This window comes from Mesorhizobium calcicola (genome assembly GCF_042682105.1).
In the GTDB taxonomy this organism is placed as follows: Bacteria; Pseudomonadota; Alphaproteobacteria; order Rhizobiales; family Rhizobiaceae; genus Mesorhizobium; species Mesorhizobium calcicola.
Genome location: NZ_JBHUGY010000016.1, coordinates 1 through 23,811, shown reverse-complemented (window position 1 = coordinate 23,811; position 23,811 = coordinate 1). Strand labels below are relative to the sequence as shown.

Genomic DNA, 23,811 nt, shown 5'->3' with positions numbered 1-23,811 from the left:
CGCGAGAGCATTGTCTCGCCACGCGCAGGCTCCCTCGGTATCGACGTCCGCGATCGATAAGCCAGCGGCGGCTGCTTCTGTCGCGGATGGAGCAGCTGCCCTAAACGCAAACGAGGCCCAATGAATGGACGCAAAAAAGACCGTTGACAAAAACATCCCCATACAAGTGCAGTACGACAACGCGTCCTCAGACGGCTGGAGTTCCACTACACGCCCAAACATGCAAGCTGGCTCAACATGGTCGAGATCGAAATCGGCGTTCTGCGCAACCAGTGCCTCGACCGCCGCATCGAAAGCCGCTCCCGCCTCGTCGCCGAGGTCGCGGCTTGGGAACACCAGCGCAACGCAAGTGCCGCTCGCATCAACTGGATGTTCTCAACCGAGCAGGCCCGAACCAAAATGGCCCGGGCCTATCCAAAACCAACAGCCAAAGAGTCATAATCTCTGTGCACAGGTACTAGACTAAGACTAGGTGGATTGCCCATATTGAGGTCTCCCCAGGACTTAGCCCATAGGCTTGGATACTAGGGATTCATCGATATTCTGACCCCACTGAGCCATGTTGTGGGTGTCGCAGAGATGGACTTTCAGCGACGGCTCGCCTTTCGACCGGTTCACACCGGATTGTGGGATGACCAAGAAGCGTCCGATTTGATCCCTCTGGTTGCAAGTTGGCTAGGTTTCCGGAAACAGCTTCGGAAACAGCGCGTCCAGAGCGTCCGCAGGGAAGCGCAGCGAAACCGGACCTTTGGGCGTGTCAGACGCTAGCAGACCAAGCCCGATCACCTCATTAAACACCCTTCGCGCCGTGCGCTCGGGCAGTCCGCTTATGCGGGATGCTTCGCCGCGGTCAAATTCGCCGCGCATAAGCGCTTCTTGCAGGAAACGAGATGCTTCGGGCTTCACGCCGCTGCGCTCCACATAGCTATGCAGCCGCTTGGCAAGCGTATCGAGATCGAACAGACCTGTCATGAAGCTCACCTGATCGATGCACACCTGCAGGAACCATAAGGTAAAATCACCGAGCACGCGTTCGGAGAGGTTGCCGCGTCCGACGAGATCCCCTTGGCGGGGCATATCGGCATGATCCATCATGCGCTTGTAGTCCGTGCGGCTTTTCGCGCCGCGTGCCAGACCGCGCGAGATCGACCACAGTCCATGCGCAGCAATCCCGGCCTCATGGGCCATGGCGTGGCTCATCAATCGGCTGACGCGACCGTTGCCGTCGGGGAAGGGGTGAATGTAGTTGAAACGGTGATGCGCAGCAGGAATGGCCAGGATGCGCCCGGCCTTGCCCAGCTTGTCGAAGCGATAGCGCATGGCAAAGTACTGCATGAAATCGTCGACACGCTCGCTCGAAGGCGGCTCATGCCGGCCGACAGCGACGTCATGCTCTGGCTTCGATCGCCATTCGCCTGGCGCCATGACAAATTCACGGCCGGCGCCCTTGATGCTCAGCATGGGCGCTTCCGCATCGCGATAAAATTCCGCATGCAGCCATCGCAGAAAATCTACCGATGCCGGCTCCCGCAACCGCCCCTCGGCGGCCATACGGTCGATCTCCGCTTGCAGGCGAACATGGGCGGCCGCCTCGAGCTGCAGGTTGCGACGATTCTCGTCTCGATCGAAGTTTCCGGCCAACGCCCGTTCGATGTCGCGCGGGCGCGTATCATGGCCCTCGATCAGGTTGCTGTAGTAGGTGTTCATGATGCGCACGAGATCGGCGAGATTGGCAGCGGTACGCGGGTGCAAGCTTTGGCCCAAAATAGCCGATGTAGCCGATAGCTCCGCCAGCGCATCCGACATTGATTCGGATACATCCGTCAGGCGTGCCGGTTCGATGCGCTGTACGCTCTCTTCCATAATTGGCCGATCTTGGTTTCCGCTAAATGCCTAATTATAAATATATATTTCTAATATTCCAGAACATTTGGCCGATCTTCTGGCCGATCATCGGCATCCTGCCGACTTGCGCGGGCCTCGGCACCATCACCGCCGCCAACTTGGACACCATTGATGCCGCCCGACGATGATGATCATGATGGCCGATGTTCGGGGCGCCTATTTCACTGATAACCATGCACAAAACTGCAATCGGGAGGACCATGTGGCCGATGTTTTGGCCGATCTTCGCCGATTGGCGGGACTCAGATAGAATAGAGGCAGGAAAATAGAGGCAGGAAAATAGAGGCAGCCTCAAACATGGTTTCTGCTGAAATTGTCGAAGCGCGCGAGTTCGCGACCAGGCTGGGCGATAATCTGCCGCGTCGTATCGAGGCCGCGGCCTTGGGCGTGCGCTCAAAGGCGCCGTTCCAATTGCTTTGTGCACGTGAGGCGCTGATCTGGCGAAGCGAAGAACTTGCGCGCAACGCATGCAATGCGCTTGAGCGTGAGGATCTGAGCGTTGCGGCCCTATTGACGCGTTCCCTTACTGAAAATGCTGCCCTTGTATGGAAACTCTGGGAGATTCTTGATGCGCGGCATACCCATTCACCACAGCAGCTAAACGATCTGCTGATACGGGCTTCTCGTTGGCTCGAGGAAATGGGCGGACGGACCACAGGCCATGCAAATCCTGAGCTGCATCAACAGGATGGACAAGGCGGTGCCGGGGGTGCGTGCCGGGTACGACAGCCTGAGCGAAATCGCTCATCCAAATTGGGCCGGCGTCGCCGGCCTCTATTCGAAACCTGATCCCCCACGGTATTTGACCGACTTCGGACGCGGGTTGAGGGAGACGAAGGGCACTGTCGACATGATCGCCAATGCACTGCTCGGCTCGCTCGGCTTGTTTGAACTCGTTTATCCTGCAGTCGGAGAAGGCGATCCATTGGCTAAGGCCCGATATCTTTTGGAGACCACGGCGCGCGGCGAGATGGACTTAGCAGAGCACATGCAGGCTCTGCTCTGCTCGACGATGTGGAACGGATGAGACCGACCGCTGTGTAGCCGGTGAGCTCGATCAGATCGTGTCAAACCTGTGGTGCGATTTTCACCCAGAAATGTGCAGGTGAAGCAGAGACAGTCTACCGCGCCTGCTGGGAAACGCTGGCGAACCACCAAGCTTTTCAGTCCCCTTTGATCCGCCCAGGAGCCGCAACCTGAGCAAAAATTGAAGCACCGGTGCTTGAGCTAGCATGCTGGGTCGATCCGGGTTCCCGTTGGCGAATGGCAGAGTGCTGGGTCCCAAGCCTCGTTTTCACGGTGCAGGATGTCTCACGCGCTCTGAAACTGTTCGTCACCCTTTGGGACACCACTGGCAAAGATAGGCAGAATGCGAAACCGCGCTAAGGAGACGGAGGCTTCTCCGCCTACACTCAATCGATTATGTCACTTTTCATATGTCCCGGTTGACAAGACAGTGTCCCATCTGATAGTGCGGACGCATAGCTTGAATTGCTGAAGAGCCCGGCAGCTAGGGAGGAGATCGACTTGGAAAAACTGATTATTACGGCGGCCTATGACTCGCGGGTCTCTTATCCGGCAAATCATTTCTGTATGCCGTCGACGCGCGAGAATGTGCCGCTGATTGCCGACGAGTATGTGCGCTGCCTGAACGCCGGAGCAGCCATTGCCCACCTTCACGGAGTGCGACGGCTTGAAGACAAGATCCAGGAAGACGGCAAGAAGCTGAGCCGCCTTGACGTCGATGGTTGGCGGGAGATGACGGAAGGCATCAAAGAAAAGGCGGATTGCATCATCCAGTACGGCATTGCTGGCGCGAGGCTCGACGACCGGGTTCCGTTGATGAAGCTTGGGCCTGACATGATGGCTGTCGCGTTCAATGCTCACGACGAATATTTTCAGCCTGACAAGAATTATCCGCCGAACGCGATTTACGCTCTTCATCCGCTGGACGAACTGCGCGACTACGCCCAGGCGACGCGGCAGCATGGCGTAAAAATGGAGCTTGAAACCTTCCATACCGGCGCTCTTTGGAACATGCGCAAGCTGATGGAAGAGGGTCTGCTCGATGAGCGAATCTGGACGACACTGTTCATTGGATGGTCCGGCGGCTCCTGGACCCCATGCACAGAGCGCGGCCTGCTCTATTTGATTGATTGCCTGCCGGAAGGCGTCGTGTGGAACGTCAGTTGCATGGATCCCCTGCGTCACTGGAACATTCTTGCAATGGCGATTTCGATGGGCGGACATGTACGGGTAGGTTACGAGGACAACCCATATCTGAATCCCGGCGAGCTAGCCGACAGCTGCGCGCGACTAGTGGACAAGGTGGTTGCCCTGGCACATATGCTGGGGCGCGAAATCGCCAGTCCGCAAGAGGCCCGTGAGATCATAGGGCTGAAGGCGGCTTGAGGTCAAAGGAATAGAAAGGGAGTGCCTTGGACGAAGACGGGACGAGCACGGCGCAGGACGAGACTGCCCAGTCTGGCGGGCTGATCAATCTCGTTGCGGATACTCTCTTTGCCCTCACGGAGAAATCCGAGGGCTTGAGCATCCGTGCCATAGCGCAAGCGACCGACAACAGCCGCAGTTCGACGCACCGGATTCTCCAGGCCCTCTCTCGTAGCGACTTCGTTCAACAATCCGAGAGCGGCAGTTATGTCGTCGGCCCGCGAATGCTGATGCTGGCGGCGCGGGTGTTCGGTGTCGTGCCTGTCCTTCAGATTGCACATGTGATCATGAAGGACCTGGTTCAGGAGCTGGGTGAGACCTGCTATCTCGCCACGTTTTCCGAGGCGGACGGCCATGCCACTTATGTCCACCGGATCGAGAGCGATCATCCGGTGCGATACATCCAGGCGCTTGGCTCGACGATACCGCTTCATGCGGGTGCCGTCGGCAAGGCTATTCTCGCGGCCTTGCCAGACTTCGATTTGGGTAAGCTCGATATGAAGGTCTACACCCCGAACACTCAGAGCTCTCTGACAGAATTGAAGGCCAGTGTCGCCCTGGCGAGGAAGAATGGTTATGCGACGAGTATCGAAGAGCGTGTGGTCGGCGTCGGCGGAGCGGCTGCGGCCGTTCGTTCGGGCGATCGAGTGATCGGAGCACTGACGGTCTCGGTTCCCAAGAACCGGATACCTCCAGAAGGGCTCGACAAAATTGGCCTTTGCGTGAGCAAGCACGCCGAGGCGCTTTCATCCATGCTGACTGCCATCGGCGTGGAGCGCATTTAGCAAGGGTCAGTCCCAGCGAAGGATGATCGGCGGGTGTCAATGCGATGCGCCTCAGAATGCGTCGCACGACGACGCTTGCCTACAGTTTGGCGAGGCACCATGGACTTACTGTCTAATTTCCGGTCGATGCTCGGCGCCGCAAATGTTCTAACAGGCAACGACGCGGCACCTTACCTGACCGATTGGCGAGGAGTATATCAAGGCGCCGCGCAGTGCGTGGTGCGGCCTGCGACCACCGAGCAAGTGGCCGGGATCGTGGCACTTTGCGCCAGCTCGGAAATCCCGATCGTTCCCCAGGGCGGCAACACCGGGCTGGTAGGTGGCGCCACGCCTGACGCGAGTGGCAAGGCCGTGGTCGTGTCAATGTCGCGGTTGAGCCGTGTCTGCGGCTTCGATCCTGAAAACAACACGGTCACCGTCCAAGCTGGCTGCGTGCTGCAGACCCTTCAGGAATATTGCCGCGACCGGGATCGATTGTTCCCGCTATCGCTTGCGGCGGAAGGCAGCTGCACAATTGGTGGCAATCTTGCCAGCAATGCCGGCGGATCGCAGGTGTTGCGGTACGGCACAATACGCGAACTGACGCTGGGTCTCGAAGTCGTCACCGCTGACGGGGAGATATGGAACGGGCTTGGCGGCCTGCGAAAGGACAACACGGGGTACGACCTGAAGTCATTGTTCGTGGGCAGCGAAGGGACGCTAGGCATTATCACGACCGCTACGCTGAAGCTTTTCCCGCTGCCCCGAATGACCCAGACGGCGCTTGTGGCGACAAACGGGATGGCGAGCTGTGTCCAGCTGCTCATCCGACTTCAGACGCAAATTGGGTCGAGTTTGACGGCATTCGAGGTCATGGCGAATGAGTGCCTGAAACTGGTCACATCACAATTTCCGCAGCAACATCTGCCTTTCGACGGCTCCTCAGTCGATGCGCCCTGGTTCGCCTTGCTGGAACTGTCCGGCAGCCAGGACCGGGAAGGGCTGGGCGAGTGCCTAGAAACCATGCTGGGCGACGCTTTGGAGGCGGGTGAGATTTGCGACGCGACCATTGCGACGAGCGTGGAACAGGAGCGGGCCTTTTGGCATCTTCGCGAAAGCATCACGCTAGCGCAGGCCAAGGGCGGCAAAGGCATCAAGCACGACATCGCGCTTCCGATCTCGAAAATCCCCGAATTCGTCGAGGAAATGGACCGGAACCTTTCGACGACATTCCCTGGCCTGTCGGTAATGCCGTTTGGGCATCTTGGCGACGGTAACCTTCACTACAACGTCGGCCCCTCTCCGAGGTTCGCAGAGGATGCCCTACAGCGCAGCCATGATCGGATTTATGTGATGGTGCACGACGCCGTCCATGCGCTCGGTGGGTCGATAAGTGCCGAACACGGCATCGGCCAGCTGAAACGGGGTGAGTTGAAGCGCTACAAGACGGCTCACGAATTGGCAATGATGCGCTCCATCAAGGCGGCATTCGACCCCATGAACATCTTAAATCCTGGAAAAGTTATCTGACCAAACAGTCTGGCGGGTCTTGGCGAAGTCGCGAATACCTGAATGGAGCCTACATGAAGTATCTCAGTTTTTTTGCTTCCGGATTGCCGACCTGGGGCGTCGTTTCTGGCGATTATGCATTGGCAATTGGCTTGGTCGATGGTGCTCCCTCGACACTTCGACAGGCCATGTCGGACAAGAGCGATCTGGCATCTCTCGGCGCCCTTGCGCGCCGTCTGCCCCTAGCAGATATCGAGTACCTTCCTGTTATCCCCGACCCCGACAAGATCATCTGCGTCGGGCTGAATTACGAGGAGCACAGGAAAGAAGCGGGGCGGGCCGTCGTGGGACATCCGACGCTATTCACCCGTTTTGCCAATGTCCAAGTCGGGCATGGCAGGCCACTGCTTCGCCCGAAAGAGTCGATCGAATTCGACTATGAGGGCGAACTGGCCCTGGTGATCGGAAAGGGCGGCCGATCCATTCGTGAGGAGGATGCCTTCAGTCATATTGCTGGCTATGCCTGCTACAATGACGGATCGATCCGGGATTGGCAGCGCCACACCTCGCAATTCGTGCCCGGAAAGAACTTCATCGGCACAGGCGCTTTCGGACCCTGGCTTGTGACACCGGACGAGGTCGGCCCGCTCGACAACCTGCAGATCGAAACGCGCCTGAACGGCGAAACGGTGCAGAAGTCGACCCTCGGCCATATGATTTTCGACATCCCTACGATCATCGCCTACTGCTCCACCTTCACCCGGCTCGAGGTCGGCGACGTCATCGTAACAGGCACACCCGGCGGGGTGGGCATGAAGCGGGAACCTCCCCTGTGGATGAAGGCGGGTGACGTGGTCGAAGTCGAGATCGACCGCGTTGGCCTGCTGCGCAACCCAGTCGAGGACGCAGCGTGAATCCAGGTCAACATATTTCGGGCGGTCGAACCTGCTGCCTAAAGCCAGATGGAGGACGATGTGATGGCGCAAGGACACAATAAGGGCGATTCCAAGATCGAGGCCCTGCTTGCTGTGGTCGAACAATTCCAGCCGGGCGTGCGCGAGCGCTTTGAACTGCGCCGTCGCATCGACCCTGCCTTCGCAGAGGCTGTATTGACCTATGCCGCCCGACTGTTTGGCCGCCCGGTGCTGGACGTCCGCACCCGGCTGCTCGTCATGGTCGGCCAGTTCACCATGTCCCGCCGGCACGCCCGACTGCGCGAAACCGTGATTGCCGCCTGCAACCACGGACTAAATCTCAACGAAGTTCTCGAGGTCATACTCCAGTGCTCGATCTACGGCGGCGAGTCGATCGTGGACGAGCCGCTGGAGATATTCGCCGAGGAGGCCGGCGCACGCGGTCTGCTCGACGGCGTCAGCGCGAAGGCCCTGCAACCGGGCCAACGCAATGCGGAACGAAGCCTGGAGGCCGAGCGCCAAACCTGGCATCCGGTCGATTCAAAGGATCCACGGGCAGATTCCCTGTTGAAGAAGTATGGCTGGCACGGGATCAGCATCGCGCTGGTGCTTCGGCCGCTACACACGCTGAACAACGCGACCTTCCTCGAATCTCTCGACGAAAACTTCACGCACGCCTTCTACGATTTCGGCTACAGCGACATGTACGGTCGACAGGTTCTCGATCACCGGACCCGGCTCCTGTGCATGGTTGGCAACACTCTCGCCATTGGAGAAATCGTCCAGACCCGCCACCACATGCGCACGGCCATCAAGCAAGGCGCTTCGGCACGCGAGGTTCTTGAGGTGCTGTTCCAGTCCGTTGTGACGGTCGGCCATCCGAACATCGTGCCGGAGCGGTTCCGCGATCTCGCGAAGATCGTCGAAGAGGAATCCGGCGCCTCGTTCTAGGCGTCGGAGCACCAACGGGAGAAATGACAGTGGGCGAGCGCAGGATACTGATCGTTGGGGCAACGGGCCTTGTGGGGGCGGCCGCCACCGAACATTTCTCGTTCTTGCCCGGATGGGACGTTGTGGCTTTGTCCCGCCGCCCTCCGTTGGCGCAGGCGAGTTATCACATTGCGGTCGACCTGACCGACCGCGACGCCTGCCTCAACGCATTCAAGGGGGCACCAAGGATCACCCATATCCTCTATGCCGCTCTCTACGAAGAGGAGGATCTGGAGACGGGCTGGCGCAGCACGTCGCAGGCGGGCATCAACCTGCAGATGCTGCAGAACGTCGTGGAAAGCGTCGAGGCGACATCCGAACTGAGCCACGTCACGATCCTGCAGGGCGGCAAGGCCTATGGTTCGCACCTCGGGCGGGTGCCGGTTCCGGCCAAGGAACGCTGGCCGCGGATGTCGCATCATATCTTCTACTGGCAGCAGGAGGACTATTTGCGGGCTCGCTCCGCCGAGGCGGGTTGGGCCTTCTCGGTCCTGCGGCCGCAGCTTATTCTCGGCGATGCCTTGCGCAGTCCAATGAACATTGTCGCGGCGCTGGGTGTCTATGCCAGCGTCATGCGCGAGATGGGACGGCCATTGACGTTCCCAGGCGGCGGCGCCTATGTGACCGCCTGTGCCGACAGCCGGCTCATTGCGGGCGCTGCGGAGTTCTGCGCCACACGGCCTGAGGCGGCGGGCGAGACATTCAATGTCGTCAATGGAGACGCCGTCGTCTGGCGTGACCTCTGGCCCTCGATCGCCGCCCACTTCAACATGCCGGTCGGCGATGACGAGCCTATGAAGCTAAGCGAGCAGATGCCGCTCTTTTCGGACTGGTGGGATCGCATTGTGGCAGCTCACAGCCTCAAAATCCTGTCCATGAACGAAATCGTCGGTGCTTCCTGGCAGACTGCGGATCTGACTCTGGGCTATGGGCGCGAGCGCCCCTTCGACAGGCTGATGAGCCCAATCAAGCTGCGCAAGGCCGGTTTTAGTGACTGTACGGACACGGAAGACGCCATTTTGCACTGGCTGAAGCGAATGCAAACGGCACGTATTCTACCCCCCTGACGCACCCGAGGGCAGCTTTTTGGCTCGTGCCTGCGCCCGCGAATGCTCTGCACTTTTCAGTTACTCCGGTGGTTCTTTCAATCCAAGAACGTTGACGTTTTCGTGCCTATCTGCTAAATTGGGTCATCGTCCCGGTATGTGGGACAAGTAGGGAGGAGCGCGGTGATTTGTATCCCGCTTGGTCAAACCGAAGGTCAACGCTGCCGGCTTGTCGGCTGACGCCGGGCTAACTGCCTTTGGTTTCATCGAAGGACCTTGCCGCCTGGCATGAGGCCGAGACCTGGTGCCCGACTTCGGGATTGGCACGGAAAATCGAATTGGCAGTGAGCCGCAGAGCCGCTTGGACCCGCAGGGGTGACTTCATGGCCTGCACGGAGGAGCTGGATGCGGGTAGGGCGCCGTAGACCGCGCCGCGCCATCTAGAAACAGAAATGGCGGGCATGTCGCTCGCGATCAAGGGAGGACTGTCAATGCAAACAATGTCTCGAAGGAACGTTCTGAAGCTGGGTGGCATAGCCATTGCCAGTCCGTTCATTATCCGCAACGCACGTGCGGCCGAGTTCAACTACAAGCTTGGCCTCGAGCTTCGCGACGATCAGCCGCTGCCGAAGCGGATGTTGGAAGCCGCCGCGACGATTGCCGAGGAGACGAATGGCCGGTTGCAGATCCAGGGCTTTCCCAATGGCGCCTTGGGTAACCCAGTCGAGACGCTCAATCAGGTCAGGTCCGGCGCCCTTGAATTCCTGACCTCGTCCTTCGGGATACTTTCCACGCTCGATCGGCGAGCCGGTTTGCCGACGTTGGGATTCATTTTCGAGAACTACGACCAAGTCTGGAAGGCCATCGACGGTGATCTGGGCAAATATGTGGCCAAAGTGATCGCCGAGCACGGCGAACTGGCCGTCGTGGATGGCATCCATGACATCGGTTTTCGCCATGTAACGTCGAACAACGGATTGTTTGCGCAGCCCGCAGACCTGAAAGGGGTCCGGATCAGGACGCCCCCAACTCCATTCCTGACGTCGCTGTTCAGTGCGCTCGGCGCCTCGCCCACTCCGATCGCTTTCGGTGATCTCTATTCAGCGCTGCAGACCGGGACGGTGGATGCGCAAGAGAATCCGCTGACGGTGGTCGCCAGCTACAAGTTCTATGAGGTACAGAAGTTCTGCACGCTTACCTCCCACACCTGGGACGGCTGGGTGCCTGTGGCAAACCGCGCCGCTTGGGAGAGACTGCCGGAGGATATTCGTCAGGTGGTGGCTCGCAATTTCCAGAAGGCCGCTCTGCAACAGCGCAAGGACATAGCAACGCAGGTCGCCGCGGTGCGGACGGATCTCGATCAGAAAGGGCTGCAGTTCGGCAGCCCTGGCCCGGGCGTGTATCGCAAGACACTGCAAGGAACCCAGTTCTATTCAGACTGGAAAAAACAAATCGGCGCGGAGGCATGGGGTGTCCTCGAAGGCGCAGTCGGAAAGCTGGGATGAGATGACCATGACCGCGGCCGACGACGGAAAGACACTCGACGCAATCGTTCAATGCCATGAGGCAAAAACCGTCGGCATGCCCAAGAGAGACTCGCTGTCCAGGATTTTGGATCTGGTGGTGGCGTTGGCTGCCCATGCAGGCGCCATCCTCCTGATTGGCGAGATCGTCCTATTGTCGGCCGCGGTCTTCTTCCGATACGTCCTTCGCTCGCCGCTGATCTGGTCGGACGAACTGGCCGAGCTCATTCTCATCTGGCAAGCCATGCTGGGTGCGGTAGTTGCCTTTCATGCCGGTCAGCATCTGAGGCTAAGCGTTCTGTCGGACGCGCTGCCGATCAGGGCGAGGGCGTTCCTCGAAATGGTATGTCTCATCCTCACGGCGCTCGTGGCGGGGCCTTTGGCGTTCTATGCGCTCAAGGATGCAAGAGCGGACCTTGGCTTGATGACGCCCGTGCTTGAGATCTCACCCGCCTGGCAAACGGGTGCGTTGATTGTCGGGCTCGGGTTGATCGCGATCTTGGCTCTTGGTACCCTGATCCAGAAAATCACGGCTGACAATCGGTCGACGACGCTTGCGGCATTTGGAACGGTCGCAGCCGTCATGGCGGCAGCCTGGATGCTCCAAGACGAATTTTCTGGCTTGGGCAATCTGAACCTGGTCGTCTTCTTCATCGGGCTCGTCGGGGCCTGCATAGCGATTGGCCTGCCAATCGCTTTCTGCTTCGCGATTGCGGCAATGGCCTATGTCTTGTTTGCCACACACGCCCCACTCGACATCGTGCCGGCCCGGATGGAAACGGGGATGGCTCACATCCTGCTTCTTTCGGCTCCGCTGTTCATCGCGCTTGGTGCGCTGCTGGTCATTTCCGGCATGGCCAACAACATGGTCAAGCTTCTCGTGGCGTTGGTCGGCCATGTGAGGGGCGGCTTATCCTATGTGCTTATCGGCGGCATGGCTCTTCTGTCAGGCATTTCCGGGTCGAAGGCTGCCGACATGGCGGCGATCGCCCCGGTCCTCGTGCCGGAAATGCGCCGCCGCGGCGCCAATGACGGCGAAATCGTCGGTCTGCTCGCCGCATCCTGCGCCATGTCGGAGACAATTCCGCCAAGCCTGATCCTCATCATGACCGGGGCCGTAACCGGCGTTTCGATCGGCGCCTTGTTTGCGGCCGGCTGGTATCCGGCGCTTGCCCTCGCGGCCCTTCTTTGTGTGCTGGCCCGGTTCCGGGCCGCAAGATCGGGCGAGGACCAGTCCGAGAAGGCAAGCTGGGGCAAGATCGGCAAACTGGCGATCGTCGCAGTGCCCGTGCTGGTTCTGCCATTCCTGATCCGAGGCGCGGTGGTCGAGGGCATCGCCACCGCGACCGAGGTGGCGACGGTCGGCATTGCCTATGTCCTGATCCTGACTCTGCTGATCGAACGCCGCTTCGACTGGCGCCGCCTCTATGCGTCGCTAAAGGACGCATCGGCGTTGACGGGGGTCATTTTCATAATCTTGGCCTCCGCGAACGCCATGGCTTGGGGCTTCGTCCAGTCCGGCTTCTCATCGATCCTTGCCGGCGTGGCGGGTACACTCCCTTGCGGAACTTACGGGTTCCTGGTGATATCCATCATCGTGTTCATCATTCTGGGGAGCATCCTGGAGGGCATTCCGGCCATTGTCCTCCTTGGACCTCTGCTTTTCCCGGTTGCCAAGTCCCTGGGTGTATCCGAGGTGCACTTTGCGCTGGTTACGGTGATGGCCATGGGCCTTGGGCTTTTCGCCCCGCCTTTTGGCGTCGGCTTCTACACGGCCTGCGCCATTTGCCGCGTCGAACCGGCCGTGGTCATGAAAGCGATATGGCCCTATCTCGGTGTCATCTTTGTGGGGATTGTCCTGGTCGCGGTTGGTCCAATTGTCGTCGAAGAAATTGGCGTGATCTGGTAGCCGAAATTCTAAAGATTTGCCGGTTCCCCAGGTGTCGCAATGATTTCAGGAGGTGGGTTGGGGATTTTGGCTTGGCCCGCCGCGAGACTGCATTGCTGCGACGCATTCGTTGGCGCGAGGCACATCGTCCTCCACAACAGCGGCCCGGCTCGGCGCTCGCACACACAATGGTTCGCCGGCGGCAATGGAGCAGAATGAGATGCTTGTGCAAGACAAAATGACCAGGGTTATTCTTGGCGGAACGGTTGTGACTGGCCGCTCGGCACAAGCTCCCTTGCCAAGTCACGATGTCTGGCTGAGCGGTGAAAAGATCGTGGCCATTGCGCCCTCCGGCGAACGAAGCGTGCCGGCAGAGTGCGATGTTGTCGATGCGCGCCACGCAATCGTCATGCCAGGGCTGATCGATTCACACCGGCATCTGTGGCAGACGACTTTGCGGGGAATGTGTTCCGACATGATCGCGCCGGAGTACAGACATCAGCTCCGCGAAGCGCTGGTTCCTTTTTTCCGTCCGCAAGATGTCTACGCCGCGACCCTGGCCGGCGCCCTGGAACTGATCGACTGCGGCATCACAACTGTGTTGGACTGGGTTCATATTCTGAACAGCCCCGAACATGCCGACGCCTCGGTCGCGGCCTTGCAGGCGTCGGGCATGCGAGCCGTTTTCGCGCACAGCGCACCAAATGACACCGATGCGCCGCTTTGGTGGTCGAACAGCGATCGTAAGCATCCTTCCGACGTGCGACGTCTGCGCAAGAAGCTTTCGGATGACGAGGCGCTCGTGACCATGGCCTTCGCTGCTCGGGCGCCACAGCTCGTCCAGCGCGTGGTGCGAGTTCATGACTGGCACCTGGCACGTGAACTCGGCCTGCGGATCGCCACGGATGGCGGGATCGGAGGAGGGCTTTGGGGAGGACGCACCTACCCGATCAGATTGCTACAGCAGGACGATCTTCTGTGGCCGGGCACGGTTTATATTCATTGCAACAATCTAGCCCCCGACGAGTACGATCTTATCGCTGGTACAGGTGGCCATATTTCGATTTCTCCCTGCGCTGAAATGTTTGTCGGATTTGGAATGCCCGCGACTCAAAACGCCTTGAGCCACGGGACAAGGCCGGCGTTATCAACGGACTCCGTGATTTTCGTAGCAGGTGACATGTTCGGCACGATGCGGTCGACGTTAAGCTCACTGCGGGGGATGTTGGGATATGAGGCAACCCTTGCAGACAAGGGTGTCGAGCCTTGGGACATCACAACGGCCGACATATTGGAGATGGCGACAGCGCGGGGAGCTGCCGCCCTCGGCCTGTCGGACAGGACAGGTACGCTCGAAGTCGGCAAATCAGCCGATATCGTGCTTTTGAATACCCGATCGGTCCGCCTTTCGCCCCTCAACAATCCCCTGTCGACGATCGTCCTTTTAGCCACCCCCGCCGATGTCGAGACTGTCCTGATCGCCGGCAAGATCGTGAAGAAGAATGGTGTCCTCACGAATTTCGATCTGAACGCAGTCATCGATGGTGTCACAAAAAGCCGAGACTGGCTCGTCGCAAAAGGGGGCTCTCAGCTTGGTCCTGCGGTGAAGAGACGGCTGGCAGACAGTGGATTCGACCACCTGTGATCACCGACTGACTGAGTACCTGCGTACAGGGAGCACGCGACCCGTCGGCCCGCCTGGGCAGCGTAGAGATGAAAACGAACAACTATGGAGGAAGACATGTCCACCTACAGCTATTTCCTTCACCTCAGGCGGCCGAGCTTCCGCCTGGTCTTGAAGAGCGGCAGCTCCTTTCCCTCGGGTTTGGATCCCATTGACTGGAAGTTCAAGGAGGAGCGGCCTTATGACAAAGTCCATGCCGAGGTGATGAAGGACATCGAGCGTCAGGGCTTTGGCGCCTATCAACAGGATATACGGTCAGAAGACATTCCTGGTGCGCGTATCGCTGCGTCGTCAAGGAGATAGGCGAATGGCCGAACATTATTGCGACTATCTCTACAAACATCTGCCGGCATTCAGACTTGTGATTCCAAAGGACGGCCCCATGCCGCCCGCCACCACCGCGGACGACTGGCAACTGATCAGAAACAGATCGGCATCACAGCTTTCGGTCGACGGTCGAGATCAGGTTGACAGCGAAGGATACGCAATCATCCGGGTCAATGTGACCCTGGGTGAGCTCCTGTCGCTCTAACGCATGTCGCCCAGAATTGTTGGCCCGGCATGGGCAGGGGGCGAAGCGGCTGGCTTCGAGTCATGGGGCTGCTGGAGCCACCACTGGGAAGCGGCCGCGGCGCCGCCACCTCAGTCTTTTCGACGGCATTAAGTGGGACACTGTCTTGACTAAAGGGACAGTTTAGTCAAAACTTGATCAAGGTGCGGGATCGCTCGAAGCGCTGGTCGTGGGACTGTCGGCAAAGGCGCTTGATTGTGCCGAATGCTCAGAGCGCATCCGCGGGATCGCGTACGCGCTCGACAGCCAAGATAAAAATGCATCAGCCACCCGTGAGGAGGAAAGACCGATGAGAGCACCCTATCCGAATTTGCCCAGTTACTCAGAGATCATGGCTCGCACGGATGGCCCGGCTGGTTCGGGCTGGGGCGTCTTCGGTGACGATGATCATATCGGGACGATCAATCTTCTGTCTCCGGAGGCCGTCGTCAGCGCCGCCTCATTGGTGAAGCGTGGCGCAACCTTCAATCTGGACTACGAGTTGAACGCGTTCGCGCCGCCGGTTTCCCCCTACCGTCGAGGAATTCAGCACACCGTCGTGTCGCGCCATGACGGTCAAGTCTATGACGATTTCGTCAGCGACTTCTTTTTGCAAGGCAGCTCGCAGATCGACGGTCTGCGGCACCATCGCCACAAGATCCACGGATTCTATGGAAACGTGCCAGCGTCAGCAGTGGAGGCGGGCTCGCCGGCGCTCGGGGTTCAGCACATTGCCCAGAAAGGAATTGCGGGCCGGGGCGTGCTTCTCGATGTCCAGCGATATCTTGAGGAGCAAGGGCGACCTCTGGATCTCGCCACCAACTCCGTGATTGCGCTCAGTGATCTGGAGGGAGCGGCCGAGGCCCAGGGCATCTCGTTCGAACGAGGCGATATCCTTCTGCTGCATACCGGCTGGGCCAGACATTTCCTGAACGATCTGACGACGGAGGATAGGGCTTGGATCATCAAGGAGCGCACATTCTGCGGTGTCGAACAGTCGCGCGAGATGCTGGCTTGGATTTGGGACAACCACTTCTCAGTCCTCGCAAGCGATACCGTCGTGGTCGAGGTGATGCCGAGCATCCCGACGTCGCCATTCGAAACAAATGTCGGGCGCCTGATGCATCCCGATCTCATTGCGCTTCTCGGCGTCTGTCTCGGCGAGATGTGGAAACTTGACGAGCTGGCCGCGGATTGCGCGCGGGATGGCGTGTATGAGTTCCTGCTGACAGCCAAGCCGTTGAACCTTGTCGGAGGCGTTGGTTCGCCGCCGAACGCGCTGGCGATCAAGTAACTCCGGGAGGTGTTGAGGCCCCGCAAGCAGCATTCATCCAACCGCTCAAATCGGATCGCTGCCGGCCTGAAACCAGCTTCGCACGCCCTTGTATCTTGGGTCAGCAAGCGACAGGTGCGACGCTCCGACCTCACCCAAGCTACCCTTGCCCCATCTCAAAGGTCACGAATGACGAAGCAAATCGATACCAGCGGCAGTCGGTTTCTGCATCGAGTTCACGTACCATCTCGTCGACCTCCGCGACAGGTGAGCAGGCCTCCATGCGGGTGGTGTAAGTGCCCGGCCTCTCCCTGAAACGAGAGCCGCGACGCGGGGGCAGGTCCATAGCGAAAGCGTATAGAGCGCATTTGAAAAATGTATTACCTCCAAAGTCCTGATTGCCCGATAGTCCCCCACGGGTTCCACTGAACTCAGCGTGCCCACGGCTCAACGCCCGGCACTAAGGGAGGATAAATTGACGACATTCGCAACCATGTTGCGATCGCTTGCCGTTGTCGCAACGATCGCTAGCGTCACCCCTGCATTTGCCGGTGGCGTGGATGAGCTGCCCAAGAGCATCCAGGATGAGCTCTATAGCAAAGACATGATGGATCCGATGCAGCCGCTCGCGGAAAGCGCCTACCGCGACTGGAAGCCCAAGAAGGGTCCGCCTTGGACGATCGGCTACGCCAGCTCCTATGCTGGTAACACCTGGCGCGCCGACGTCATGAAGCGGCTCCAGGAAGAGATTATTCCGAAATGGAAGAAGCTCGGCCTGATCAAGGACGTGATCATCACCCAGTCCAATCTGAACGACTCCACGCAGATTCAGCAGATGCGGCAGTTGGTTGACCAGGGCGTCGACGCGATCATCGTCTGCTGCTCGAACCCGACGTCACTGAACCAGACCGTCGAATATGCCCACCAGCGTGACGTCCCGGTTTTCTCTGCCGTTGGCTATCTCACCTCGCCTTATGCGGTGAACACTTCGGCGAACTTCGTCGTGGGTGGCAGCATGCTCGGCGAATGGATGGCCAAGCAGATCAACGGCAAGGGCAATGTCCTGGTGGTCGAAGGCATTCCGGGCGCGTCTGCTTCCGACTCACAGAACGTCGGCGTTCTGAAGGCCCTGGCGAAGTACCCGGACATCAAGGTCGTGGGCCAGGTTGCCGGCATGTGGACCGATCAGGTTGCCCAGTCGGAAATCCAGAAGTGGCTGGCCACCAATCCAGGCGATCTGAACGGCATCATCATACAGTCGGCATCTGAACTGGGCGCCTTGCGCGCACTGCAGCAAAGCGGCCGCGATATGGTCCCGTTCTCGATCGGCGGTGAGATCGGCGCGCTTTGCTACTGGCGCAACAACAAGGATTTCATCTCGCAGGCGATCCATGCCTGGCCTCCGGGGGACGACTTCGAGTTCGGCTGGAATGTCATGATGCGCACGCTCGAGGGCCAAGGCCCGAAGATCCAGTCGATCCTGACCAAGCCGCAGACCATGACCTACGACCAGCTTGAAAAGGCCGTCCCGGCTGATTGCAGCGAAGATTCCGATGGCTGGTACAACGTTGGTGCCCAAAACTGGGCAAGCAAGGATTACCTGGACCAGTTTTTCCTGCGTCCGGCCGATCCCGAAGCCTTCAAGGCGAACTGACCGAAAGAGGTCTGGCCACCCCGTCAGCGGTGACGGGGTGGCATTTCCTTCATTCCGTGCAAGTCTAGCCGACCAACGTCGGCCAACTGGACCTATGATGTCGTACCCCACGGTTGAACTCTCATCGGTCAGGAAGACCTTCGGGCCGACTGTAGCGCTCGGCGGTTGCAACCTGACGGCCTACGCTGGGGAGGTTCATGCGATCATTGGCGGCAACGGCTCGGGCAAGAGCACGCTGGCGAAGGTCATCTCCGGCGTACTGATACCGGACAGTGGCCAGGTGTCGATACTCGGAAAGTCGGCAACGTCTCCGCACGAGGCGCGCCAGCTGGGCATCTCAAATGTCTTTCAGGAGGTGCTCGTCGCGGACGAGTGCTCGGTGCTGGATAACCTCTATCTGGGCGCGGATGGCCTTTTGGGTTCGTCCATGAACCGGGAAGAAAAAGAAGCCAAGGCATCCGCATTGATGCGCGAACTCCTCGGCTTTGACATCAATCTCTCCGGGTTGGTGGGCGAACTACCCCTGAGCGTCAGACAATGGGTGACGATAGCCAGGGCTCTCCTGACTGATCCCAAAGTCCTGATTCTCGACGAGTCCTCGGCCGCGCTCGACTTCGATTCCACGGAAAGGCTGTTCCGCAAGATGCGGCAGCTCAAGCAACGGGGGGCAAGCATCCTGATCGTCACCCACCGGATCGCCGAGCTGGTGCGTATCGCCGACCGTGCGACGGTTTTTGCGCGACGGCGTGGATGTCGGCAGGCTGGCGAAGGAAGAGATTACCGAGGCCAGGATTCTCGAACTGATTGCCGGTGCCGAGCGCAGCGGCACAAATCGTGATCAGCCGTTGCCGACGCGGCGCGGCGATCGGCCGGTCCTCCGCGCAACCGATTTTCGGGTCTGGTCAGACGCTGCCCCCGTGAGATTCACCGTGTATCCTGGCGAGGTCGTCGGGATTACCGGGCTGGATGGGCAGGGGCAGGCGGATTTCGTAAGATGCATCGCTGGCATCCAGTCTCCGATCGCCGGCCGGTTGGTGGTGGTCAACGACGGCAAGGCCAGTGAGGTCACGGATCTCGCATCGGCGCGACGCAATAACATCAGCTATGTCAGCGGCGATCGCAAGAAAGAGGGCACCTTTCCCAATCTGAGCATTTACGAGAACCTGCTGCTTCCGGTGTATCGCGAATTCCGCTCGGGCGGGGTGCTCAACTTCATTAACCGCACCAAGCTGACGCCGGTGTTTGAGTGGGAATCCAGCAAACTGGCCGTTAAGATGGGGAGCCCGGAGAACCTCATCACGTCGCTGTCCGGCGGTAACCAGCAGAAGGTACTGATTGCCAGGGCCTTCGCGGAAAAACCGGTGGTTCTGGTGCTCAACGATCCTGCCCGCGGCATCGACGTCGGGGCCAAGCTCGATCTCTACCGCAACCTGAAGGAATTCGCTGCGCGCGGCAACGCCGTGGTTTTCCTGTCCAGTGAACTGGAGGAATTTCTGAACCTGTGCACGCGGGTTCACGTGTTTCGCAATGGCGCCATATCGGCGGATTTCGAACCGCCTTTCGATGGCCATGCCATCCTCAACGCCATGTTCGGCCGCCGCGCGACGGCGCGCTTGCCCGGCGAGGCCGCCAACGAGAATGGCCCAGGCAAGCCGGCGACTGTCGCCGAGAGTCACAATCCCAGACTTGAGCAGGGCAGGCCGGTGCCGAGGCCTGTGACGCTGCTGAACAAGGAGGTAAACCATATGGCGGCAACCCCATCTTTCATGCTGAGTTGTCCTGATATCGCGCCTGGTAGCGTCATCCCGGACCGGTTCACCGAGGACAACCGGCTTTCGCCGAGACTTGTTTGGTCTGGGCCGCCGGAAGGCACGCGCAGCTTTGCCTTGGCCGTCACCGATCCTGATCTGCCGGAAGCATTTAATTTCCCCCGCTCGTTTGCGCACTGGCTGGTGGCGAACATTCCGGTCGAGGTTCGTGAGCTCCCAGAAGGCGCCAGCGGCAGCTTGCGGCTGACGCACGGCGCCGCTGAGTTCAACAGCGACTTCGTGACATTCAAGATCCCAGGGTTCGGCAAGGGATATGGCGGCCCTTGGCCACCGGACAGGGCTCACCGGTACTTTTTCACGCTCTATGCGCTCAAGGCGGACAAGGTCGAGTTGCCGGCCGACGCCGATCTTGGCGCATTTGCGGCTGCGGTCATGCCGGTGGCCATCGATGCAGCGTCGTTCGTGGCAGTCTACGGGCCAGCAAAGAAGTCTCTGCCCGCGTAAAAACCGGGCAAGTAATTCCCCAATCAGGAGGATCGCATGAGTAGATATGGAAGCAGGAGCAGCTTTGATCTGGAGTGGATCGAGCGATGGGCAAGGAAGGTCAATGACGACCGCATTTTGCCGGTAGTAGGGCGGTTTTTCACGAGTAAGTTCGTGCTCGGCTTCGACGACACGGAGTATCTCGTCGACGTCCGGGGCGGCAAGATCCAGAAGATTGCGCAAGGCCTCACTCCGAATGACATGGGAGTCGAATTTTGGCTCAAGGCGCCGAGCAGCGCCTGGTCGAAATTTGCCCAGGAAATCCCACCGCCGATGTTCAACGACATATGGGCGATGGCGCATCCGCTGCACAAGCAGCTGATTATCGAGGGCAATTCGCTCCCCTTCTGGCAAAATCTGCGGGCGCTGACGCGCATGCTCTCGCTGATGCGACAAGTTTAACGGCAGCGCAGGAGAGTTGTCATGAATACACACGATCCAATCGTTGGGCGCTACGTCTACGTCCAGTGCGAAGGCAAGACGTACCGCACCTATTACGAGGAACACGGCGAGGGCATTCCGATGGTCTGCCTGCACACGGCCGGCACGGACGGGCGCCAGTATCGGCACCAGTTGTGCGACCCGGACATCAGCCTGAATTTCCGCGTTATCGCTTTCGACATGCCCTGGCACGGCAAGTCGATCCCGCCTGCAGACTTTCACCTGATGGAAGACGAGTACAAACTCACAACCAAATTTTACTGCGAGTTCATCGTGGCGTTCTGTCGGGCCCTCGAACTGCGCAAGCCGGTCCTCATGGGCCAGTCGATGGGCGGCAACATCTGCCTGGCGCTGGCATTGCGCTATGAGAGCGAGTTTTCGGCCTTTATCGCGCTAGAGGCATGCGACTACTCGCCGGGATGGTGGATCGACGCGCTGCATCACCCCCATATCCATGGCGGCGAGGTGGTTGCGACTTCGGTGTTCGGCCTCATGGCACCGCTCTCGCCGGACGACTATCGGTGGGAAACCTGGTGGTACTACGCGCAGGGCGGTCCCGGCATCTTCAAGGGCGATCTGTACTTTTACAGCGTCGATTCTGACTTCCGGGATCAATGCCAGAAGATTTCTGGGAAGGTGCCGATCTATTTCCTTACCGGTGAGTATGACTTCGCCTGCACGCCGGAAATGACCCAGCGCACGGCCGAAAAAGTCAAGAATTCGGAATGCATCATCTTTGGCGGCGGCCACTTCCCGACCTCGGAAGACCCGGCAAAATTCAAGGAAGTGATCACGCCGGTGCTGAAGAAGATCCTTGGTGCGGATCCCGAACGGCGCGGCCAGGGCAGCAACGCCCTTTCCGGACGGAGCATTTCCGAAACTCGGTCGACCGCTCGCAGTGAGCGGACCAGTGAAGGCCGGAAGGTCATCGAGTTCTAGGTTGCGCTAGCAACGAAAGACAAATGTTGATGTCCCAGTCCAGGGGTTCCCAGAACACCTACCTGTTGGTCCCGATCCTGCTGATCGCGCTGCTCTTGAGTACCGCGGTCATCAGGGGGCCGAACCTTGTGTCCTTGTCGGGGTTCGGTAGCGCGATCATCGTGTCGGCGCCCCTGATCCTGGCGACATTCTCACTCATGGCCCTGGCTGTGGCGGGACGTGGGACAGTCGACCTGCGGTCGGACCCTGCTCGCCTTCATCAGCCGCGAAGATCCAAAGGGGGCTGACAGAGATAATTGTGGAAGCCTTTAAAAATGAAATATCGCCACGTCTATTGGGCGCTTTGTCGAATATAACAAGCACTTAGAGTATGTACCGAATAATTGAGGCTAATAGCAATAAAGATGCTGTTTGGGTCGCATCTAGGATGCGCGGCGGGGAGTTCTCAGTGAGCGTAAGAAGAAATCGCAATCGGCATCTGCCGGGCGACTGGCAGTAATTTTAGGCGCAGGCTCTAGCATGGGCACTGACGCCAAAATCGAGAAAAGCCTTTCTTGGATTGGGCTTTGTTGCGCTCGGACTAGGAGTACGGCCACGCTCGCGGCTTGAGCACGGATGCCCAACATGTCCGCAATCTGAGCCCCACAGCATTGATCCGATGGACATTGACGACTTGGTGGGGCCCAGCCGAGTTTGTCGGACGAAAGATGGAGGCGCCTAACGGCGTATACTATGCGCGCTGGATGCGTAGTGTCTTTGATGTATGGCAAAGAGTTCGAATCCGTTCTGGGAATGGCAGAATGCGCTGCGCGCACAATGACGCGCAGCAAGATCCAATCGCATAGTTTGAACTATGACACCTTAGCGGAGAAACTGCACCGGCGCTATGTCTCCACCTACTAGCTCGATTATGCATCGAAAAGTAGCGCCACGGGCCGATAGTCTGAAAGCATATTTGCCATCCTGCGGGCATTGCGCGGAGTGCCGGCTGGTGACGGACCGACAGTCCAAAACCAGCGCGCCCTCCCTGTCGATCTTGGCCGCGGCCTGCTGCAGTGCTCGATGCCCGTGGACACTCTGTCCGGCCAGTACAACCGCTGAAAGCGCGTGATATCTTGCTGAATTCCACGAAAAGAACCTCGCAATTCGCCCTTCTACCAAAAAAGGCGCGCCCATGCCGCGCGGCCCAGCCTGAAGTCGATGAGATCACCCAGACACCTCGTCGCCGATGTGCCGGGATGCCGCGGCGCATGCACCTTCGGCAAGGGTCGTCGGCATAGCGCGCGAGGTCCCGCCATGGCCGGGTGCTACGCTGAGGCGCTACACCGTCATTCGCCGGCCCTCCAGAGGCCCACTCGCCTCGCGTCATCGGCGGGCAAACGTCGCCGCCCTGATCGACACTCGCATCGCCTGCCGGGGCCTTGATTGTGTCGGAGCATGTGTCGTGCTAAGCGATCCGCCGGTCGCATCACCTCAGCGCAACGCGGCGCAATGCCGGTTCGTAACGCGCCAGCCAAGCGGCGCGGAAGATAAATTTCTTGCCGGGATTTTCAGCAAGAGCAAGGAGAAGTCATGAGCGAAAAGGTCGATTTTTCCTTAACCCTGTTGGCTGGTCCTGTTTTACCGGTGTTTTCTGTGGATGCCGCCTGGCGAAGGGGAGCAGGAGTGGCGTTCGAGCCGTGGCCGGTACGCCCGACAGATTGTGAGATGTCGGGAAGGACTTACCCTCATTGTGGAAGGTGGCGCTCGTTTACGCGGTGGACCGCCGAGCGAAACGGGCACGTCGATGCGGTCAGGCTGCGGCGCAAGGCGCTGCGCTCGATTGCTCCAGCGGTCGGTCCGGGGTGCTTCGCGGTTGTCACCCCCGCAGGGCGATCCAGCGCGCGCGAGGCACCAAAATGGGCAGTCGACGTCGGCCAGGGCAAGACGTCTGTCTTCGCTCAGGGGGTCCGCGTCGCCGTGAACCGG

The 23,811-nt window shown here is 59.4% G+C and carries 20 protein-coding genes and 1 pseudogene; 20 read left to right on the top strand and 1 reads right to left on the bottom strand.

The annotated features are described in order from the left end of the window. Positions 1-180: 180 nt before the first annotated feature. A pseudogene (locus ACFSQT_RS08465) lies at positions 181-441 on the top strand (transposase); the annotation flags it as partial. A gap of 234 nt (positions 442-675) precedes the next feature. Here the strand turns inward: ACFSQT_RS08465 and ACFSQT_RS08460 are convergent. Then, positions 676-1,863, bottom strand: coding sequence for a Fic family protein (locus ACFSQT_RS08460; protein WP_379018023.1), 1,188 nt, complete (start codon positions 1,861-1,863; stop codon positions 676-678). Between the two features lie 703 nt (positions 1,864-2,566). Between ACFSQT_RS08460 and ACFSQT_RS08455 the strand changes: the two genes are divergently transcribed. The 19 genes from ACFSQT_RS08455 to ACFSQT_RS08365 form a co-directional block, all read left to right on the top strand. Continuing rightward, entirely contained in the window at positions 2,567-2,932 is a 366-nt protein-coding gene (locus tag ACFSQT_RS08455) for a hypothetical protein (RefSeq protein WP_143748879.1), read from the top strand. Between the two features lie 500 nt (positions 2,933-3,432). Then, a complete protein-coding gene (locus ACFSQT_RS08450; RefSeq protein WP_167392289.1) occupies positions 3,433-4,317 on the top strand; it encodes a beta-keto acid cleavage family enzyme in 885 nt (294 codons plus the stop codon). Between the two features lie 26 nt (positions 4,318-4,343). Beyond that, positions 4,344-5,141 carry an IclR family transcriptional regulator gene (locus tag ACFSQT_RS08445; RefSeq protein WP_095090214.1) on the top strand — a complete coding sequence of 266 codons (798 nt, stop codon included), beginning with the start codon at positions 4,344-4,346 and terminating at the stop codon, positions 5,139-5,141. A gap of 99 nt (positions 5,142-5,240) precedes the next feature. Beyond that, a complete protein-coding gene (locus ACFSQT_RS08440; RefSeq protein ID WP_095090213.1) occupies positions 5,241-6,650 on the top strand; it encodes an FAD-binding oxidoreductase in 1,410 nt (469 codons plus the stop codon). A 53-nt stretch (positions 6,651-6,703) separates the two neighbouring features. Further along, positions 6,704-7,543, top strand: coding sequence for a fumarylacetoacetate hydrolase family protein (locus ACFSQT_RS08435; protein ID WP_095090212.1), 840 nt, complete (start codon positions 6,704-6,706; stop codon positions 7,541-7,543). 63 nt (positions 7,544-7,606) lie between these two features. After that, on the top strand, positions 7,607-8,494 hold the full coding sequence (locus tag ACFSQT_RS08430) for a carboxymuconolactone decarboxylase family protein (RefSeq protein ID WP_378976998.1): 888 nt from the start codon (positions 7,607-7,609) through the stop codon (positions 8,492-8,494). A 23-nt stretch (positions 8,495-8,517) separates the two neighbouring features. Continuing rightward, entirely contained in the window at positions 8,518-9,600 is a 1,083-nt protein-coding gene (locus tag ACFSQT_RS08425; protein WP_095090210.1) for an SDR family oxidoreductase, read from the top strand. Between the two features lie 431 nt (positions 9,601-10,031). Further along, the gene (locus ACFSQT_RS08420; protein ID WP_095090209.1) at positions 10,032-11,084 is read left to right on the top strand and encodes a TRAP transporter substrate-binding protein; all 1,053 of its coding nucleotides are present in this window, start codon (positions 10,032-10,034) and stop codon (positions 11,082-11,084) included. Between the two features lie 7 nt (positions 11,085-11,091). Further along, a complete protein-coding gene (locus tag ACFSQT_RS08415) occupies positions 11,092-13,011 on the top strand; it encodes a TRAP transporter large permease (RefSeq protein WP_095090513.1) in 1,920 nt (639 codons plus the stop codon). A gap of 199 nt (positions 13,012-13,210) precedes the next feature. Further along, a complete protein-coding gene (locus ACFSQT_RS08410; RefSeq protein ID WP_167392288.1) occupies positions 13,211-14,635 on the top strand; it encodes an amidohydrolase family protein in 1,425 nt (474 codons plus the stop codon). 96 nt (positions 14,636-14,731) lie between these two features. Continuing rightward, entirely contained in the window at positions 14,732-14,977 is a 246-nt protein-coding gene (locus tag ACFSQT_RS08405) for a hypothetical protein (protein WP_143748878.1), read from the top strand. Between the two features lie 4 nt (positions 14,978-14,981). Then, entirely contained in the window at positions 14,982-15,206 is a 225-nt protein-coding gene (locus ACFSQT_RS08400) for a hypothetical protein (RefSeq protein ID WP_095090206.1), read from the top strand. A 328-nt stretch (positions 15,207-15,534) separates the two neighbouring features. After that, positions 15,535-16,518, top strand: coding sequence for a cyclase family protein (locus ACFSQT_RS08395; RefSeq protein ID WP_095090205.1), 984 nt, complete (start codon positions 15,535-15,537; stop codon positions 16,516-16,518). Between the two features lie 472 nt (positions 16,519-16,990). Next, entirely contained in the window at positions 16,991-18,151 is a 1,161-nt protein-coding gene (locus ACFSQT_RS08390; RefSeq protein WP_095090203.1) for an ABC transporter substrate-binding protein, read from the top strand. A 97-nt stretch (positions 18,152-18,248) separates the two neighbouring features. Next, positions 18,249-18,989 (top strand): ATP-binding cassette domain-containing protein, encoded by a 741-nt coding sequence (locus ACFSQT_RS08385; RefSeq protein ID WP_379018022.1) that lies wholly within the window; start codon positions 18,249-18,251, stop codon positions 18,987-18,989. After that, complete coding sequence (locus ACFSQT_RS08380; protein ID WP_379018021.1) at positions 18,886-20,424, top strand: YbhB/YbcL family Raf kinase inhibitor-like protein; 1,539 nt, start codon at positions 18,886-18,888, stop codon at positions 20,422-20,424. Before ACFSQT_RS08385 ends, ACFSQT_RS08380 begins: the two co-directional genes overlap by 104 nt. A 153-nt stretch (positions 20,425-20,577) precedes the next feature. Then, on the top strand, positions 20,578-20,865 hold the full coding sequence (locus ACFSQT_RS08375) for a hypothetical protein (protein ID WP_095090201.1): 288 nt from the start codon (positions 20,578-20,580) through the stop codon (positions 20,863-20,865). 21 nt (positions 20,866-20,886) lie between these two features. Then, positions 20,887-21,843, top strand: coding sequence for an alpha/beta fold hydrolase (locus tag ACFSQT_RS08370; protein ID WP_095090200.1), 957 nt, complete (start codon positions 20,887-20,889; stop codon positions 21,841-21,843). A gap of 1,572 nt (positions 21,844-23,415) precedes the next feature. Beyond that, positions 23,416-23,811: hypothetical protein (locus tag ACFSQT_RS08365; RefSeq protein ID WP_379018020.1), on the top strand; the 396-nt coding region annotated here is incomplete at its 3' end.